This window comes from Micromonospora sp. CA-269861, assembly GCF_050948505.1.
GTDB lineage: Bacteria > Actinomycetota > Actinomycetes > Mycobacteriales > Micromonosporaceae > Micromonospora.
On record NZ_CP192014.1, the window covers coordinates 5,500,886 to 5,518,814 of the forward strand.

A 17,929-nucleotide genomic window follows, 5' to 3' on the forward strand; every position below is an offset into this window, starting at 1 on the left:
TGATGGCTCACCGGCATCACGTGCGTCCGGGGTCGGGCTACGTCACCGGGCGTACCCCTGATGTCGTCGCTCGTCGGACGACCCGGCCGGGGTCGGCGGGCAGCATCGCGGTATGCCTCGGATCCGACCCACCACCCGCAAGGCGCTGCTCACCCTGCACCTCGTCACCTCGCTCGGCTGGCTGGGCGCCGACCTGGTGCTGCTCACCCTCGGCATCGCCGTGCAGCGAGGCGCCGACCCGGCGGTTGTCTATCCGGTCACGGCTCTGGTCGGCACGGTGCTGTTCGCGCCGCTGAGCGTCCTGGTCTGGCTGATCGGAGTCGCCAGTTCGCTGCTCACCCCGTGGGGCCTGCTGCGCCACCGCTGGGTGCTGGTCAAGCTCGTGCTCACCACTGTGATGGTCGGGCTGGTGCTGTTCCTGCTCACCCCGAACCTGCGTCACGCCGGAGCGGTCGGCGCCGCCCTGCCCGCACGCGATCGCGCCGACCTGGTCATCGCGCCGGCGGTGTCGACCAGTCTGATGATCATTGCGACGGTGCTGTCCACCTACAAGCCGTGGGGCCGACGCCCCGCCACCCGCCCCGCCCGCGCCGGCGCTGCCACCACAACCTAGGCACGCGCCGCGATCCTGCTTCCTGTGCCGGGTCAGGTCGGGGGTGGGGGGTTGCTGGTGCGGTCCAGGGCTGCGCCCAGCCGCGTGGCGAGGGCGAGGTGTGCGGCTCGGGCCTGGCGGAACGCGTAGCGGAACAGCGGCCTCGGCGCGGTCAGGGTGATCTCGACGTCGATGCGGACCAGGCCGTCCGGCTCGGCGCGTAGGCGGGTGTGGTTGCGCACCGTGGTGGCTGGCCACTGGCGGGCCACCATGACGATCTCGTCGGCCTCGCTGATCAGCACGTCCGCGTGGTAGGTGGTCTGGAAGCGCAGCGGGCCGGCCACCAGCCGGTCGTTGATCGTGTAGCTGGCCTGGGCGCCGGGCCGGGGCGGCACCCGACGGACCCGGACGATCAACGGGTGCAGCTCACCGTGCCGGGTCAGGTCGCTGAGCAGCGCCGCCGCCTCGGCGGGTGAGCACCGGGCCTGGACGGTGTAGCTGAAGGTATCGCTGCTGAGCACACCGTCTCCCGCCGTCGTTGTCGCCCGATCGTCCCGTACCGATGTCTGGCTGGCAACGCCCGACGGCCCGCAGCGCCGCGCCGGACCGGGCCGATGCGACGACCTGGCCCCACCTGCCCCATTAAGGTCGGTAAGTGCGAAATCTCCAAGGTGCCGGAGGGCGGCCAGCATGAACGGCGACGACCGATGAGCGGGCACGTGATGGTCTTCGCGCCCACTCCACAGCTGACGGTGACAGTGGACCAGCCCAACGACCACCCCGAGCTGCACCTGCACCCCGGCGGGCAGGGCGTCTGGCAGGCCCGGATGGTGATCTCCCTCGGTGTCGACGTGGTGCTCTGCGCCGCCCTCGGTGGTGAGATCGGCCAGGTGCTGGAGCCGCTGCTGGTCAGCGAGGGCGTGGACCTCAAGGTGGTGGTCCGTGACTCCGGCAGCGGCGGGTACGTGCACGATCGCCGCGACGGCTCCCGGCAGGAGATCGCCGACGTGCCCGGGCAGCCGCTGAGCCGGCACGAGATCGACGAGCTGTACAACCTGGCCCTCGGCGAGGGCCTGCGGGCCTCGGTGAGCATCCTCAGTGGGCCGAACGAACCCTGGCTCGTACCCGCCGACCTGTACCGACGCTTCGCCGCCGACCTCGGCGCGAACGGCGGCCGGGTGGTGGTCGACCTCTCCGGCGATCACCTCGGTTCGGTGCTGGAGAGCGGGGTGTTCTTCCTCAAGGTGAGTCACGAGGAGTTGATCCGCGACGGCCGTGCCCGCAGCGACGACACCGGGGAGCTGACCCGGGCCATGTACGAGCTGCACGCGGGCGGCGCCGAGACGGTGGTGGTGAGCCGCGCCGACCAGCCGGCGTTGGCGCTCATCGACGGAGAGTTGTTCCAGGTCGAGATGCCCCGGCTGGAGGCCGCCGACCCGCGCGGCGCGGGCGACTCGATGACCGCCGGGGTGGCGGCCGTCGTGGCCAGGGGCGGGGACATCCGGACCGCCATCCGCACCGGCGCCGCCGCCGGCGCGCTGAACGTGACCCGGCACGGCCTGGGCACCGGACGGCTGGATTCGATCACCGGCCTGGTCGACCGGGTCCGGCTGGTGCCGGCGGACAGCCGGCAACAGGAGCGGACCACCCCTGACGAGTTGGCCGACCGGGTGGTCGAGCGATGACCCTGCGGGTGCTGATCACCAACGACGACGGGATCGCGGCGCCCGGCATCCAGGCGCTGGCGTGGGCGGCCAGGCAGCGGGGCTTGGACGTGGTGGTCGCCGCGCCGATGGAGGAGGCGAGCGGCACCAGCGCCGCGATGAGCGCCATGGAGCGCGACGGGCGGGTCGTCGTGAACGACCACCCGCTACCGGACCTGGCGGGTGTGCCGGCGTACGGGGTGGCCGGGTCCCCCGGCTTCATCACGCTCATCGCCCTGCACGGGGCGTTCGGCCCACCGCCGTCGGTGGTGCTCTCCGGTGTCAACCGGGGCGCCAACGCCGGCCGGGCGGTGCTGCACTCCGGGACCGTTGGCGCCGCGTTCACCGCCGCCACGAACGGCTGCCGGGCGATCGCGGTCTCCCTCGACGTGCTCTCGGCCGGCGAGGCGACGGCCGCGAGCGGTGGCGCCGCGGTGGACGCCGCTGCCCGGGTACGCGACGCCGAGCGGCACTGGAGCACCGCGGCGCGGGTCGCCCTGGACCTGCTCCCCCGGTTGATCTCCGCGCCGATGGAGAGCGTGCTCAACGTGAACGCTCCGGACCTGCCGCATGGGCAACTGCGCGGGGTACGACGGGGCACCCTGGCCAGCTTCGGTCAGGTGCAGATGACGGTGGCCGAATCGGGCCACGGGTTCGTCCGCACCTCGCTGGAGGAGCCGGGGCAGGCCGCACAGCCCGGCACGGACGTGGCGTTGCTGGCCGCCGGGTACGCGTCCGTGACGGCCATCCGAGCGGTCACCGAGGCGACCGACATCGACCTGACCGGCCTGGACGAGCAGCCCTGACGGGGGTGCCCGACGCGCTCAGGCGCCGGGCAGCACCTCGGGGGTGGCCGCGCCGGCGAAGTAGGGCTCCGGGGCACCGAAAAGGCCGAGCAGGCCGGTGACCCAGAGCTGCCGGTGCACGAACCGGCTCGGCTCGGTGACCACCAGCTTGACGTCGCTGACCTCGGCTGTCTGGAAGCCGGCAACCATGGCGCTGATGCCGACCGAGTCGATGAAGGTGACCAACCTCATGTTGAGCTCGATGCGCAGCGGGCGGCCCTTGGCCAGCACCTCCGCGATCGCTTCGCGCACCTCGTACGCTGTGTCGACGTCGATCTCGCCCCGTGGGGCGATCTCCACGACACCACCGGACAGAACCGACTTCACGATCGACAGGCTCACGCGAGCACCTCCACCCGCCCGTCCCCCGGGCGCCTCATCAGTACGCGGGCCGCGACCGAGAGTATTCCTCCGACGGCCTCGGTCGCCACCCCTCGGGATGAGCAATTCGCGGATCCGGGCCCACAAAGCGGCCCATATCCGCACTTTTCAGTATCTGATTACTCAAGACTTTTTGTTATTTGAGCACCGGTGATCGGTCGTGACCGACGCGCCGCCGAACCAGGGTAGCGGTCCGGACGCGGCACACCCGACAACCGGCCCACGGGTACGCCTGCCCCGTGTGCCGTCGGCGTGTCGCCCACAGCCGGCGAGCGCGATCCGCGCCCACGGTTGCCGACGCGCCCTAGCATCGGCCAGGACACCACAGCGACGGAGAGGATCTTCGATGATCAAGCGACTTGCCGGGTTGGCCGGCGTCGGTGTTCTGCTCGCCCTCGTTCTGGCCTGCGGTTTCGGTGGCGGAGGCGACGATGACGACGATGACGACGACTTCGCGCGCGGCGTCGCCGTGTCGGCGGTGCGCTGAGTCGGTGGCGCGCCGTGTCAGGGCGCGCCGAGCGACAGGTGCTCCGCGGCGGCCGGGGTTTGCGGTCGGCTGACGCGGGGCACTGCGGGGTGGACGACACCGTGACGCGCTGGAAAGACGCCGAAGTCCGAAGTGGCCGGCGGCTTCGGCACCTGAGGAGGTAACCACGATGTTCGGAACCAACCTGCTGGACCGCCGCAGCAAGCCGGAGCGGATCGCGGACCAGGCCTGGGAGCACCTGCTCTCGGCAGTCAGCTACGCCGGCGACAGTGTGCGGGACACCGCCCGCTCGGCCCGTCAGAACAGCAGCGACCTCGCCGACGGGGCGGGTGACCTGGTGGGATCCGCCGCCGACGAGGCGCGACGCCGTGCCTCGCTGGCCTTCGACGCGCTTGCCGGCCGCCAGCCGGCACTGCCCTGGACGCTCCTGATCGGCGCCGCGCTCGTCGGCGCGGCTGTCGGCTGGGCTGTCGGCTCCGCCGCTCGGGCCGCGGGCAGCCGGGACGACCGTGCCGTCGACGACGTGGAGTTCGTCGACGTCGACCGCCCCAGCTCCCCCGCCGTCTGAACGACAGCACCACAACGGGCCCCGCTCGACCCAGGTCGAGCGGGGCCCGCCGTGCGGTGGGGTGAAGCCCGGTCCGCCGGGTGCCGGACCCCTCAGGCGGCCCGGCGGACCGGTGTCTGGTGGTGATCCGGGCCCCGGCCCGGATCACGCGTTCAGCGGCTCGTACAGGTGATGGCGGTCGGGGACGTGTTGCTGCCGGTCCACGAGCCGAGGAAACCGGCGGTGGTGCTGGCCCCGGCGGCGAGCGCGCCGTTCCAGCCGGTGTCCCGGACCGACACGGCGGCCCCGGTCTGGGTGTGGGTGCCGCCCCACATCTGGTTGATCCGCTGGCCGTCGGTGAAGGTCCAGCTCAACGTCCAGCCGGCGATGGGTGCACTGCCGGCGTTGCGGACCACCAGCTCGGCCTGGAAACCGCCTGACCAGGAGCCGGTCACCCGGTAGGCCGCCGCACAACCGACCGCCGGCGGTGGGGTCGTGGGCGGTGGGGTCGTGGGCGGTGGGGTCGTCGGGGGCGGCGTGGTCGGTGGCGGGGTCGTCGGGGGCTCGCCGCTGGCGCGGTCGGCGACCAGGATGCCGCGACCGTTGGTGCCGAGGTAGACCCGGCCGTGCACGCGCGGGTCGCCGGTCAGCGCCTCGGTCGGGTTGCCGTACTGGTGGCGGTCGTCGTTGACGCGTACCCAGCTCGCTCCGGCGTCGTCGGAACGGTGCACGCCCGGTTGACCGTCCACCGTGCCGTAGAGGAACACGGCAGGATTGGTACGCCCCGGCGCCGCCTTGCCGAACCCGACGTTGCCGGAGGCGCTGACACCGTTCACCCTGGTGAAACTGGCGCCCGCGTCGGTGGAGCGCCACAGCCCACCGGGCCCGGCCAGCCACACCTCGCCGGCCCGGCCCGGCAGGGCCTTGAACCGCACGTCCGTGCTGGGCAGCCCGGTCGCCGCCGTCGGGGTGAAGCTGGCCCCGCCGTCGGTGCTCAGGTAGAAACGCCCGCCGCTGAAGCCGTAGAACCGGGTGGGGTCGACCCGGTCGGACTCGACAGTCGCGTTCGCCGGGATGCCGGTGGACGCCGCCCAGGAGTTGCCGAAGCCGACCGAGTGGACGACGCGTTGGCCGGCGTCACCGGGTGCCCAGACGAACCGGCTGCCGTCCGCGGCGGCGGCCACAGTGCCGCCCAGGTTGACCCCGGACGGCTCGGCGCCCTGGAACCAGGTGGCGCCGCCGTCGGTGGAGAAGGCGACGTGGCTGTCGTTGGGCCGGTCGGCGTCGGTGAAGTTGCCGGCGCGCACCAGCACCGCGGGCTTGCCCTCCGCGTAGTCCAGGCTGGTGGTGCTCGTGAACACCGGCTGGGTGAACAGCATCGACGGGATCGCGTCCAGGTCGGTGTGTCGGAAGCCGCCGACGTCGCCGAGCGCGCTGATCAGGGGTGCGCCGCTGGGCGGGCTGACCAGGTCGAGGACGGCGGTCTCCTCCAGCCCGCGGACCATCGGCCGGAGGGTGAACTGGCCGCCGGTGTCCCACCTGGTCAGGTCGGTGGTGCCGTAGATGGTGGCGCCGGTGCCGTACATCATGCGGTTGGAGTCGTGCGGGTCGATCTCCACCGACTCGTTCATCCAGCCCAGCTTGGGCGCGTCCTCCGGGGGTGCCGGGTTGAGACCGAAGGTCAACCAGGGCACCGAGCTGATGTCCATCGTGTAGCGGCGGGACCTCTGCGGGTAGTTGCTGAACTCCCAGATCCGCGTCCAGCTCGCCCCGCCGTCGGTGCTGCGGAAGAAGATGGCGTCCGGCCACCAGGAGACCTGGGTGGCCACCAGCAGGGTGTTCGGGCGTTGCCGGTCGATGGTCAGCCCGCTGTAGCCGAAGTAGGCGTCGGCGCTGGTGGAGGGCACCGGGCTGATCCGCGTCCAGGCCCCGGTCGACCGGGTGAACTTCCAGACGTCGCCCTTGCCGCCGTCGTACGGGCCGCCGGTGTCGCTGGTGGCGATGTACAGGTGACCGCCGACCGGGTCGACGACGCCCTTGTGGGCCAGGTAGCCGGTGGGCTGACCGGGGATGCGCGTCCAGGTGACGCCGCCGTCGGTGCTGCGGTAGACCGGGTTCTCCTTGTCCGCCACGCCCACGTAGATGGTCTGCGTGGTGGAGCCGGCGGTGCCTGTGCTCCGGTCGAAACTGACCCAGGTCAGGCCCTGGTTCTGCCCGTTGTAGCCGTTCGGGTCGCTGGGGTCCGCCCGGTAGTTGCCGACGTTGGGGAAGGCGGCGACGCGGGCCCAGGTCGCGCCGTGGTCGGTGCTGCGCCACAGCCCGTTGCCGCCCTCGGCGCCGTAGTACACGATGCTGTTCCGGTTGGGGTCGACGGCGAGCCGCTCACCCATTCCCCGGCCGGGCATGTTGCCGCCGTTCTTGAACGGCAGCTCGGTGGCCTGCCAGGTGGCGCCCCTGTCGGCGGAGCGCAGGATCGCGCCGTTGTTCGGGTCCCAGCCGTTGGTGTACATGCCGACCGCGGCGTACACCCGGTTGGTCTGCACCGGGTCGGTGGCGATGCTGACCACGCCGTTGTAGCCCCACCTGTCGGCGCCGACCCAGTCGAGCAGCGGCGTCCAGGACTGGCTGGCCTGTTCCCAGCGGTACGCCCCGCCGATGTCGGTGCGCGCGTAGATGAGGTTCTTCTCGGTCGGGTTGAAGACGATGCCGGGTACGAAGCCACCGCCGCCCACCGGCACGTTTCGCCAGGTGTACGTCTCCGCTGCGGTCGGGGTGGGGGCCGACCCGGCGGCGGTGAACGGGACCACCACGACGGCTGTGGCGGCGGCCAGCACGGACACGACAGTGCCGGCGAGACTTCTCCGCATCTGCGGTTCCTCTCGGGATGGAACCCCGGGGGACGGGGTCGATCGCCTGGGTGACGCCGTGGCCCGGGGGACGAGCACGACGACGGGGACGGACGGAGCTGCCCTGGCTCCACCACCCGACGCGACGGCTCCCGCGATCGAGGAACGCGATTACCGTAACCGAAAGCCGCTCGCTTTGGAAGCGCTCCCACCATCGATGTTCGTCCGTACTCCCCACCTGTACCGCCCAGGTCCGGCCCACGCCGTCACCCGGTTCGGGCGAGGGCGGCTCACCCGGGGCGGCGGCAGGATCGCAGCACGGCGGACCTCCGGCCGCAGCCACCACCCGGTCCGCCATCGGAACAGCGGAGGAGGGACAGATGGCCATCGCGGAGATCAACCGCACCGACCAGGACATCCAGTCCGCCGTGCTCGACGAGCTGACCTGGGAACCACGGGTGCAGCCGCACGAGATCGGCGTGACCGTCGCCGAGGGCGTCGTCACCCTGACCGGCCGCGTGGACAGCTACGCCAAGAAGTGGGCCGCCGAACGGGCCGCCCACCGGGTCGCCTCGGTCCGGGCGGTCGCCAACGACGTGGCCGTGCAACTCACCAACGACACCGAGCGCGCCGACACCGACCTGGCCGCCGCGGCCAGCAACGGGCTGGAGTGGGACGCGTTCGTGCCCATCGAGAAGCTCCAGGTCACCGTCTCAGCCGGCTGGGTGACGCTGCACGGCGACGTCGAGTGGGAGTACCAGCGCCGGGCCGCCGAACGCGCGGTCGCCCGGCTGACCGGCGTACGCGGGGTGAGCAACGGCATCACCGTCCGACCGGCCACCGCGCCGGACGGCCGCAACCTGGCCGACCGGATCGTCGACGCCCTCGCCCGCGCCGGGGCGACCGAGGCCGAACGGATCAGCGTCCGGGTGCACGGCGACACCGCGATACTCGCCGGATTGGTGCACTCGATGCCCGAACGGGCCGAGGTGGAGCAGGTGGCCTGGTCCGCGCCGGGCATCCGGGAGGTGCAGAACCACATCGCTGTCGCCCCGGTGCTGCGCTGAGCCAGCGCGGGACCACCCAGGGGCGGAACCACCCGGGGTGGGTGAGCCCGCCTCACCCACCCCGGGAGCAGGCTGGTGGCATGAGTGATCCGAACGGGCTGATCCAACCGGGGCGCACCGCGCCCGGTTTCACCCTGCCGGCCACCCCGGACGGGGCTCTGCTGGGGCCCGAGCAGTTCCGTGGCCGGCCGGTCGTGCTCACCTTCTATCCCGCCGACTGGAGCCCGGTCTGCGGTGACCAGATGTCGCTCTACCAGTCGGCGGCACCCGTCTTCGCCCAGTACCAGGCGATGGTGCTCGGCCTGTCGGTGGACAGCATCTGGTCACACCGGGCGTTCGCGGAGAGCCGGGGCATCGAGTTCCCCCTGCTTGCCGACTTCGAGCCCAAGGGCGAGGTGGCCCGCCGCTACGGCGCGTACATGTCGAACGGTGAGGCGGCCCGCGCGCTCGTGGTGCTGGACCCGGCGGGGAAGGTGACCTGGAGCTACCTGTCGCCGCCCGACGTCAACCCCGGCGCCGACGGCATCTTCGACGCGCTGGACCAACTCGCCGCCGATCGGAAGGTGATGGCCGGATGAGCACGCCACTGCAGGTCACCGCCCGACTTCGGGACCCGGTGACCACCGAGGACCACGTCCGGGGGCCGGCCGACGCGGCGGTGACGATCGTCGAGTACGGCGACTTCCAGTGCCAGTTCTGCGGTGCCGCGTACCCGAACCTGCACGAGTTGCTGCGGCAGCGGGCCGACACCGTACGGCTGGTCTACCGCTACTTCCCGATCGCCAACGTGCACCCGTACGCCGAACGCGCCGCCGAGACGGCCGAGGCCGCCGGGGTTCGGGGCCGGTTCTGGGAGATGCACGACTGGCTCTACGAGCATCAGGACCAGCTCGACCCGGTGCACCTCTCGCTCGGTGTCGAGCAGATCGGGTTGCCGCCGGACGAGTTGAACGCCGAGGTGGAGAACCGTGCGCACGCGGACCGGGTGCGCCGGGACTTCGTGGGGGGCATCCGCAGCGGGGTGAACGGCACCCCCACCCTGTTCGTGAACGGCATTCGGCACGACGGCGGGTACGACCTGCCCGACCTGCTGACGGCCGCGGACGCCGCCGCCAACGCCTGATTGCCATCGGCTCAGATCAGCCGCAGCTCGCGCGCCCGCCGGACCGCCTCGCGCCGGCGGGTCGCGTCGAGTTTGCGGTAGATGTTGCGGACGTGGGTCTTCACCGTGTTGACCGAGAGGGACAGCTCGCTGGCGATCTCCACGTTGGACAGGATGCTCTGCAGGTAGCGCAGGATGGTCAGCTCCCGCTCGGTGAGCGGCTCGTCGAGGGCGCCCCTCGGGCCGGCGGTCGGCCCGGCAGCGCTCTGCCCCGCGCCCCGCACCAGGTCACTGACCAGAGCGAAGTGCGCGGTGCCGGCGTCCAGATGGGCGGCCAGCAGGTCCCGCACCGGCGGTTCGGCACGGGTGAAGGCCCGTCGGCAGCCCTCGGGGCCGGCCAGGTCCAGCGCCTGCTCCAGGATCCGACCCGCCCGACGCCCGTTCCCGGCGCGCTCGGCCAGCACCGCGTCCAGCAGACCCGCGTCCAGGCGTACCGGTAGCGGCCAGGCTGTGGCCGTCGGCGCCTGCCAGTCCGGCAGCGTCCGCTCGGCGGCGGCGGCATCGCCGGCCAGCAGCTCCAGCTTCGCCAACGTCACAGCGAGCACCGGGTCGGTGCCCTCGTCGGCAGCGTCGGCCAGCAGATCGCGGGCGGAGTCCAGGTCGCCGCGCGCGGCACGCAGTTCGGCTTCGGCGGCGCGCAGCAGATTTGTCAGCTCGACGGCGGACGGCCGGTCGACAAGCGCCTCCCGGGCCCGGACGAGCAGCCGCTGACCGGCGGCCGGATCGCCGGAATCGCGGCGCAGCTGCGCTCGGCACAGTGCGGCCACCGCCGCCGCCACCGGTTCGCCGGAAGCAGCGGTCAACCAGTCGTCACTCGCCTCCGGGTTGCCGGCCCAGCCGCCCGCCACGTCGAGCGCCGGGAGGGCGAGGGCGAGGTTCGCCGTGGCCTCCTCGGGCTGGTCGCGCAGCAGTGCCACCACGGCGAGGGCCAGGTACGCGTAACCGCAGTCGAGCCGACAGGACCAGCCCCGACAGGGCGGCATGCCGAGCGCGTCCCGGGCCGCCTGCTCGGCCTCCCGCAGGTCGCCGCGCATCGCGAGCAGCAGCGCGGCGCGGCTGGCGCCAACCAGCTCGGTACGCGGTCGGCCGGCCTCCCGGGCCGCCGTCCGGGCCCGGACGAACCGTGCGGTGGGCAGCGCCCCGTCGGCCAACTCGACAAGCCCCAGCGCGGTGCCGGTGAACGCCCGGAGGTCCAGGTCGTCGGCTGCGCCGCCGCCACCTGCCGTCGGGGCGGAACTGGCGGCGCTGGTCGGCTGTGCGCCCGGGCCGGCGGCGGCACCCGGGACAGCGGGCGTGGCCTCCGTCGGGCGGGTGCGCAGCAGGCGAGCGGCGGCGGCCCGCGCCTCCGCGCGGTCGTCGGCGAGCCGGGCCACTGTCAGCTCCAGCGCGGTGACCAACCGCAGGAACCGGTCCCGGCGCGGCACCGGCAGGCCAGCGGCGTGGCCGGCGGCGACGCGCAGGTGACCGGTGGCGGACGGCAGGTCACCCGCGTACGCGCGCTCGGCGGCGCAGGCCAACGCCACCTCCGGGTCGGCGCGGATCACCTGCGCCGGCGGCGGCGCGGGTGCCGGGGCGTGCACCGGGTCAGTGTCGTAGCGGGTCAGCTCCGGCCAGTGCGCGACGAACAGGTCACCGGCCAGGTCCCACCGGCCGGCGGCAAGGGCGTGCCGCAGTCCGTCGGCGGGCCGGCCGTCGCCCGCGTACCAGTCGGCGGCCCGGACGTGCAGCTCGCGCAGCTCGTCGGCGGGCAACCGGGCCAGGTCGGCACGGAGCAGGTCGGCGAGCAGTGACTCGCACCGGTACCAGGGCGGCCGGGTGTCCTCCCGGTGCAGCAGACCACCGGCCCCGGCCAGGTCGGCAAGCGCCTGCCCGGCGTCGGCCCGACCGGTCAGGGCCTCGGCCAGGTCGGCGCAGACGGTGTCGACGAGGGCGGTGCGGCGCAGCAGATCCTCCTGGGCCGGATCGAGCGTCGTCAGCACCTCCTCGTGCAGGTAACCGGCGATCTCCGGCTGGTCCCCGCCGAACTGCCCCACCCAGCGCTCCGGGTCGGGCTGTCCGCGTACCGCCAGGGCCGCGATGCGCAGCGCGGCCGGCCAGCCGCCGGTGCGTTCGCGCAGCCGGTGCACGGCGGTCGCCGGCAGCGCGGCGGCGTGGGCGGTGAGCAGGTCGGCCACCTCGTCGTCGGTGAACGCCAGCTCGTCCCTGCCGATCTCGGTCAGCTCGCCGGCGAGGCGGAGCCGGTGCAGTGGCAGGTGCAGGCCGGCCCTGGCCCCGATGACCAGACGGAGTCGCCGACCGGCATGCCGCAGCAGGAACTCCAGTCCGGTCAACGCCGCCGGGTCGGCGACCCGGTGCAGGTCGTCCAGGATCAACAGCACCGGTCGGTCGGCGGCGGCGAGCGTGGCGGCCAGCGCCTCCAGTTGCTCGGGGCGCGGCGGCCGGTCGGGCACCGGACCGCCGTCCGCCGCTCCGGTCGCTGAGCGCAGCGCCGCCGCGAGGTACGCCCAGAGCCGGTCCCCGTCGTCGCCGGCCTCGACCGACATCCACGCCGAAACGGGTTCGTCGGCGGAGGAAACCGACAGGTCGCCGGAGTCGGGCACGACCGCGCCGGGCTCGACGTCGGGCGGAGCGCCGCCCAGCCGCACCCACGAGGCGAGCAGGGTGGTCTTGCCCCAGCCGGCGGGAGCGGCCACCAGGGTGACAGGACCCGCGCTGCCCTCGTCCAACCGACGCAGCAGGCGGGGCCGGGCCACCACCGGCTCCGGCGGCACGGCCGGCGTCAGCCGGGACGCCAACAGCGGTGGCCCCGGTGCCGGCTCGACCCGTACGCGATTCTGTTCCGGCACCCAGCCCCACCCCCACCACGCGTTCCGCCCCCGGTCGGCGAGCGGTTACCCGACGCGGGCCGGTTCACCCCTTCCGGGCGAGCGCGCTTCACCCGGCCACGACCGACGATCGGGGGACGTGAACCGGGAGGACGGGTGGTACCGATGGGACGGCTGGCGCGGGCGGGACCCGCCCTCGGTGGCGCGGCGCTGGCCGGGGCGGCACGGTTGCTGCGCGTACCCCATCGGGGTGGCCGGCCCGGCGCGGACGGCGACGTTGCCGCGCCGGCCCGGTGGGAGGTGGTGACCGTCGACCGGCCGCCGGAGCAGGTGCTTCCCGAGGGCCGCTGGCCGGAGCCGCTGCGCCGCCTGGACGGGGCGGTCGAGGTGCGGGTGCGGCGGGCGCCCGGCGACCGGGGCACCGAGCTGTCCGCCCGGCCGCTGGCCGGCGTCAGCCCGCCCACCGGGCTGGCCGCGCACCTGGTCGGCGACGACCCGGGTCTGCTGGTCCGCCGGACCCTGCGCCAGATCAAGCAACGGGTGGAGGCCGGTGAGGTGCTCCGCGCGGACCGCTCCGCGCTGGACCGTCCCGAGGTCTGCGGGTGAGGGCGCTGTGCTGGGTGGCCGCCGGCGAGCTGGGGGTACGCGAGGTGCCCGACCCTGAGCTGCGCAACGAACGGGACGTCATCGTCCGGGTCCGGCGCAGCGCCACCAGCGGAGGTGACCTGCCGCTGCTGGCCGGCCGGCACCCGCTGCTGCGGGCCGGCGACGTGTTCGGCGCGGAGTTCCTGGGCGAGGTGGTGGAGGTCGGCCCCGGGGTCCGCGGCCACCGCACCGGCGATCGGGTGGTCGTCGGCGCGAGTGTGGCGTGCGGCGGCTGCTGGTACTGCCGCCAGGGCCTGCACTCCTGCTGCGACAACGCCCAAGCCGACCTGGCCGGCGCCGACCCCGACTGGGCCCGCTCGGACGCCGGCTGCTTCGGCAGGCCACGGGCGGCGGGCGGCTTCCAGGGTGGCCACGCCGAGTACGTGCGGGTGCCGTACGCCGACGTGAGCGCCTTCCGGGTGCCGGACGCCGTCGACGACGACCGCGCGGTGTTCGCCGCGGACGCGGCGCCGACCGGGTGGCTCGCCGCCGAGCTGGGTGCGGTACGCGCCGGCGACGTGGTGGCGATCTGGGGCGCCGGAGCGGTGGGCCAGTTGACCGCCCGGGCCGCGGTGCTGCGCGGTGCCGCCCGGGTGCTGGTCGTGGACCGGCACGAGGAGCGGTTGCGGATGGCCGAGCGACACGTCGACGCCGAGCCGCTCGACTACCGCCGCACCGACATCGCGGCCGAGCTGGGCGACCGTAGCGGTGGGCGCGGGCCGGACGTGTGCGTGGTCGCGGTCGGCACGCCACCGGCCCGCTCGATGGCCGACCGGTTCGGTGGCCAGCACGCCGACCGACCGGACGCGCTGCGGGAGGCCGTGCACGCGTGTCGCAAGGGCGGCGTGGTGGTGGTGCTCGGCGAGGCGGGCGGGTTCGTCGACGCGTTCCCGCTGGGTGCGCTGACCGGTCGGCGACTCACGCTGCGCGGCGCCGGCCGGCCGGACCTGCGGGACGTGCCGATGCTGCTGGACCGGATGGCCCGCGACGAGCTGCGGACCGAACACCTGGCCACCCACCGACTGCCGTTGGCGCAGGGCCCCGAGGGGTACGCGCTGTTCCGGGACCGGACCGACGGCTGCGTACGCGCCGTGTTCACGCCCTGACGCCCCACTCGCGATCACCTCATCGCCTGCGGTAGATGACAGACTCCGGGGATGGCCGTGGAGCGAACGTACGACGTGGTGCTGTTCGGAGCGACCGGGTTCACCGGTGGCCTGACCGCCGAATACCTGGCCCGACACGCGCCGGCCGGGCTGCGCTGGGCGCTGGCCGGGCGCAACCCGCAACGCCTCGCCGCCGTACGGGACCGGCTCGCCGCGATCGACCCGGGACTGGCCGACCTGCCGCTGCTCACCGCCGACGTGACCGACGCCGACTCGCTGCGGGCGGTGGCGGACAGCGCCCGGGTGGTGGCCAGCACCGTCGGCCCGTACGTCCACCACGGGGAACCGCTGGTCGCGGCCTGCGCCCGGGCCGGCACCGACTACCTGGACATCACCGGCGAGTCCGAGTTCGTCGACCTCATGTACGTACGCCACCACACCGAGGCGAGCCGCACCGGCGCGAGGCTGGTGCACGCCTGCGGCTTCGACTCCATCCCCCACGACCTGGGCGCCTGGTTCACCGTCAAGCAACTGCCCGCCGACGTCCCGATCACAGTGGACGGGTACGTGCGCGCCGGCGGCCGGATCTCCGCCGGCACCTACCATTCGGCGCTCACCGCGTTCTCCCGTACCGGACAGGCCGGCCGGGCCGCCCGGGACCGCCGGGCGGTCGAGCCGCGCCCCACCGACCGTCGGGTCCGGGCGGTGCCCGGCCGGCTCACCCGCTCGACGGAGCTGGGCATCTGGACCGTGCCGCTGCCGACCATCGACCCGCAGGTGGTCCGCCGCTCCGCCGCGGCCCGCCCGGAGTACGGCCCGGACTTCCGCTACCGGCACTTCGCCGCTGTGAAGCGGCTGCCCACAGTGCTGGCCGGCGCGGCCGGGCTCGGCGCGCTGATCGGGCTGGTGAAGCTGCCGCCCAGCCGACGTTGGCTGCTCGCCCGGCTCGCGTCCGGGCAGGGGCCCACCGCACAGCAGCGGGCGTCGTCCTGGTTCCGGGTCCGGTTCGTCGGCACCGGGGGTGGGCAGCGGGTGGTCACCGAGGTCGCCGGCGGTGACCCCGGCTACGACGAGACGGCGAAGATGCTCGGCGAGTCGGCGCTGTGCCTGGCGCTCGACGAGCTGCCGCCGACCGCCGGCCAGCTCACCCCGGTCGCCGCGATGGGTGACGCGCTGCTCGAACGGCTGGTCCGGGCCGGCCTCACCTTCCGGGTGCTGGAGCCCTCGGCTTGACCCTCAAGCGGGTCGAGGGGGCAGGATGCCCAGCGTGAGCGACCTGCACAGCATCGGCGAGCTGGCCCGGGCCAGCGGCCTGACCGTCAGCGCCCTGCGCTTCTACGACTCGGCGGGGGTGCTGGAGCCGACACTCGTCGACCCGGTTACCGGCTACCGCTGGTACACCGAGGCGCAGGTCGCTCCGGCCCGGCTGGTGGCCGGGCTGCGCCGGATCGGCATGCCGGTGCCGGAGATCGCCGCCGCGGTACGCGCCGAACCGGCCGTGGTGCACCAACTGCTCGACGCGCACCTGCGCCGGCTCGCCGACGGGCTCAGCGACGCCCGCCGCGAGGTCGACCGGCTCCGGGCCCTGGTGGACCCGGCCCCGCCGACCGCCACCACGCTCCTGGTCTCCCCGCCGCCCTGGCCGCCGCGCTCGACGCGGTGCGGTTCGCCGTCGGCGTCGACCCGGAGCTGCCGATGCTCGCCGGCGTGCTGTTCGACGTGGAGCCCGACGGCGTCCGGCTCGTCGCCACCGACAGGTACCGGCTCGCGCTGGCCCGGGCCGCAGCCGACGTCGACGGACCGCCGGTACGGGTGTTCGTGCCGGTGGCCCTCGTCGACCAGCTCCGGCCCCTGCTCGACACCACCGACGCCTGGCCGGTGCGGCTGACCGTGGCGGGCACGGACCTGCGGGTGCGGGCGGCCGACCGCACGGTGACCGGCACCGCCCTGCCGTACGACTTCCCGGACTACCACCGGCTGCTGCGCAAGTCCGTCGGCGAGCGGCCGACCGCGCGGCGGATCCCTGTCGACGTGGCCACGCTGCGCGCCGCGCTTGCCGACCCGGCAGCCCCCACTGTCGCCCTCGACCACGACGGCACGACCCGGGAGGTGACAGTGCTCGGCGTCGACGACCAGGGCGGGCTGCGGCTGCTCCCCGCCGCCGACCTGGGCACCGACACGCTGCGGGTCGGGGTGGACGGCGGCTACCTGCTGGACGCGCTGAACGCGGCCGGCGCGCCGCAACTGGTGCTGGAGCTGGACGGGCCGATCGCCCCGCTGGCCGTACGCCGAACTGACGACGCGGACACTTACTCGGTGCTCATGCCGATCCGGCTCTGAGTAGGCGGCCAGCACTCCCCGTCCCGGGAGGAAAAGCCCGCGACGGTAGCATCTGGTGGTTCACCTGTGACCCCGGACGGAGGCGTACGGAGCAGCATGCTCGACATGGAGTTGATCCGGAAGGATCGCGAGGCGGTGGCGACCGCGCTGGCGAAGCGTCTGGATCCCGCCGAGGTCACCCGTGCCCTGGACGAGATCCAGCGGCTCGACCAGGAACGCCGCGCCCTGATCACGGAGATCGACGCCGAGCGGCAGCGCCGCAAGGCCGAGGCCCGGGCGTACGCGCAGGCGAAGCGCGCCGGCGAGGAGCCGCAGGCCGCCGCGCCGGAGGCCGAGCGCAAGCAGCTCGCCGAGCTGGAGTCCCAGCTCGACGAGGTGCAGGCCCGGCTGCGCGACGCGATGAGTGAGTTGCCCAACCTGCCCAGCGACGACGTGGTGGCCGGCGGCAAGGAAGCCAACCGGGTCGTGAAGACCTTCGGCGAGCCGCCGGTGATCGAGAAGGTCCGCGACCACGTGGAGCTGAGCCGCGCGCTGGGCCTTGTCGACTACGAGCGCGGCGTCAAGCTCGGCGGGTCCGGTTTCTGGATCTACACCGGGGTCGGTGCCCGGCTGGAGTGGGCGCTGCTCAACTACTTCGTCGACCAGCACATCAGGGCCGGCTACGAGTTCCTGCTCCCGCCGCACCTGCTGCTGGATTCGGCCGGCTTCGCCGCCGGGCAGTTCCCCAAGTTCTACGACGACGTCTACCACCTGGACTCGGCGTCCGCACCGCGCGGCCAGTTCCTGCTGCCCACGTCGGAGACGGCGATCCTCGGCGCGTACCAGGACGAGATCCTGGAAACCCCGAAGCTGCCGCTGAAGGCGTTCGCGTACACCCCGTGCTACCGGCGGGAGTCGGCCGGCTCGCACTCGGACGAGCGCGGCACGGTGCGGGGGCACCAGTTCAACAAGGTCGAGATCTTCCAGTTCACCCTGCCGGAGCAGGCCGACGCGGCGCTGGAGGAGATGCTCGCCCATGCCGAGAGCCTGGTCGAGGGGCTGGGTCTGCACTACCAGCGCACGCTGCTCTCGGCAGGTGACGCCAGCGCCTCGATGAAGAAGACCCTCGACATCGAGGTGTGGATGCCGAGCACCGGCAAGTACAAGGAGGTGTCGTCGGTCTCCTGGGCCGGCGACTACCAGGCCCGTCGGGCAGCCATCCGTTACCGCGAGCCGGGCGGCAAGCAGACGCGCTTCGTGCACACCCTCAACGGGTCGGCGCTGGCCACCAGCCGGCTCTTCCCGGCCATCCTGGAGCAGTACCAGCAGGCCGACGGCAGCGTCCTGATCCCCAAGGTCCTGCAGGACCGCCTAGGCACCGACCGCCTAACCCCCCGCTAACCC

16 protein-coding genes and 1 pseudogene are annotated in these 17,929 nt (G+C 73.6%); 13 read left to right on the forward strand and 4 right to left on the reverse strand.

The annotated features are described in order from the left end of the window. Positions 1-112: 112 nt before the first annotated feature. On the forward strand, positions 113-613 hold the full coding sequence (locus ACQP0U_RS25110) for a hypothetical protein (protein WP_433311510.1): 501 nt from the start codon (positions 113-115) through the stop codon (positions 611-613). A 32-nt stretch (positions 614-645) separates the two neighbouring features. Here the strand turns inward: ACQP0U_RS25110 and ACQP0U_RS25115 are convergent, their stop codons facing one another. Beyond that, on the reverse strand, positions 646-1,113 hold the full coding sequence (locus tag ACQP0U_RS25115) for an SRPBCC family protein (RefSeq protein ID WP_433311513.1): 468 nt from the start codon (positions 1,111-1,113) through the stop codon (positions 646-648). Positions 1,114-1,299: 186 nt separating this feature from the next. Between ACQP0U_RS25115 and ACQP0U_RS25120 the strand changes: the two genes are divergently transcribed. Further along, a complete protein-coding gene (locus ACQP0U_RS25120) occupies positions 1,300-2,277 on the forward strand; it encodes a 1-phosphofructokinase family hexose kinase (protein ID WP_433311516.1) in 978 nt (325 codons plus the stop codon). Further along, positions 2,274-3,101, forward strand: a complete 828-nt coding sequence (gene surE / locus ACQP0U_RS25125) for a 5'/3'-nucleotidase SurE (protein ID WP_433311518.1) — start codon at positions 2,274-2,276, stop codon at positions 3,099-3,101. The genes ACQP0U_RS25120 and surE overlap by 4 nt, the downstream gene beginning before the upstream one ends. Positions 3,102-3,119: 18 nt before the next feature. Here the strand turns inward: surE and ACQP0U_RS25130 are convergent, their stop codons facing one another. Continuing rightward, positions 3,120-3,482, reverse strand: a complete 363-nt coding sequence (locus ACQP0U_RS25130) for an STAS domain-containing protein (RefSeq protein ID WP_030330302.1) — start codon at positions 3,480-3,482, stop codon at positions 3,120-3,122. 385 nt (positions 3,483-3,867) lie between these two features. Between ACQP0U_RS25130 and ACQP0U_RS25135 the strand changes: the two genes are divergently transcribed. Both ACQP0U_RS25135 and ACQP0U_RS25140 read left to right on the forward strand, forming a co-directional pair. After that, positions 3,868-4,008, forward strand: coding sequence for a hypothetical protein (locus ACQP0U_RS25135; RefSeq protein ID WP_167457621.1), 141 nt, complete (start codon positions 3,868-3,870; stop codon positions 4,006-4,008). Between the two features lie 169 nt (positions 4,009-4,177). After that, the gene (locus ACQP0U_RS25140; RefSeq protein WP_433311521.1) at positions 4,178-4,576 is read left to right on the forward strand and encodes a hypothetical protein; all 399 of its coding nucleotides are present in this window, start codon (positions 4,178-4,180) and stop codon (positions 4,574-4,576) included. A gap of 152 nt (positions 4,577-4,728) precedes the next feature. On the opposite strand, the gene ACQP0U_RS25145 is transcribed toward ACQP0U_RS25140, so the two are convergent. Beyond that, positions 4,729-7,422 carry a cellulose binding domain-containing protein gene (locus ACQP0U_RS25145; RefSeq protein ID WP_433311524.1) on the reverse strand — a complete coding sequence of 898 codons (2,694 nt, stop codon included), beginning with the start codon at positions 7,420-7,422 and terminating at the stop codon, positions 4,729-4,731. A 359-nt stretch (positions 7,423-7,781) separates the two neighbouring features. Here ACQP0U_RS25145 and ACQP0U_RS25150 point away from each other — a divergent pair, with 359 nt between their 5' ends. From ACQP0U_RS25150 to ACQP0U_RS25160, 3 genes are all read left to right on the forward strand, one after another. After that, positions 7,782-8,468, forward strand: a complete 687-nt coding sequence (locus ACQP0U_RS25150) for a BON domain-containing protein (protein WP_433311527.1) — start codon at positions 7,782-7,784, stop codon at positions 8,466-8,468. 80 nt (positions 8,469-8,548) lie between these two features. Further along, complete coding sequence (locus ACQP0U_RS25155) at positions 8,549-9,046, forward strand: redoxin domain-containing protein (protein ID WP_433311529.1); 498 nt, start codon at positions 8,549-8,551, stop codon at positions 9,044-9,046. Continuing rightward, on the forward strand, positions 9,043-9,591 hold the full coding sequence (locus ACQP0U_RS25160; protein ID WP_433311532.1) for a DsbA family protein: 549 nt from the start codon (positions 9,043-9,045) through the stop codon (positions 9,589-9,591). Before ACQP0U_RS25155 ends, ACQP0U_RS25160 begins: the two co-directional genes overlap by 4 nt. An 11-nt stretch (positions 9,592-9,602) precedes the next feature. Here ACQP0U_RS25160 and ACQP0U_RS25165 read toward each other — a convergent pair whose 3' ends face one another. Beyond that, positions 9,603-12,476, reverse strand: coding sequence for a LuxR C-terminal-related transcriptional regulator (locus ACQP0U_RS25165; RefSeq protein ID WP_433311535.1), 2,874 nt, complete (start codon positions 12,474-12,476; stop codon positions 9,603-9,605). Between the two features lie 144 nt (positions 12,477-12,620). On the opposite strand from ACQP0U_RS25165, the gene ACQP0U_RS25170 reads away from it, so the two are divergent. The 5 genes and pseudogenes from ACQP0U_RS25170 to serS all read left to right on the forward strand — a co-directional run bounded on the left by ACQP0U_RS25170 (position 12,621) and on the right by serS (position 17,926). Beyond that, positions 12,621-13,061, forward strand: a complete 441-nt coding sequence (locus tag ACQP0U_RS25170) for a hypothetical protein (RefSeq protein WP_433311538.1) — start codon at positions 12,621-12,623, stop codon at positions 13,059-13,061. Beyond that, positions 13,058-14,206, forward strand: coding sequence for an alcohol dehydrogenase catalytic domain-containing protein (locus ACQP0U_RS25175; protein ID WP_433311541.1), 1,149 nt, complete (start codon positions 13,058-13,060; stop codon positions 14,204-14,206). Before ACQP0U_RS25170 ends, ACQP0U_RS25175 begins: the two co-directional genes overlap by 4 nt. 51 nt (positions 14,207-14,257) lie before the next feature. Continuing rightward, the gene (locus tag ACQP0U_RS25180) at positions 14,258-15,439 is read left to right on the forward strand and encodes a saccharopine dehydrogenase family protein (RefSeq protein WP_433311544.1); all 1,182 of its coding nucleotides are present in this window, start codon (positions 14,258-14,260) and stop codon (positions 15,437-15,439) included. Between the two features lie 43 nt (positions 15,440-15,482). After that, positions 15,483-16,546 (forward strand): annotated as a pseudogene (locus tag ACQP0U_RS25185) (MerR family transcriptional regulator). 96 nt (positions 16,547-16,642) lie between these two features. After that, a complete protein-coding gene (gene serS, locus ACQP0U_RS25190; RefSeq protein WP_433321114.1) occupies positions 16,643-17,926 on the forward strand; it encodes a serine--tRNA ligase in 1,284 nt (427 codons plus the stop codon). The last annotated feature ends 3 nt before the right edge of the window (positions 17,927-17,929 follow it).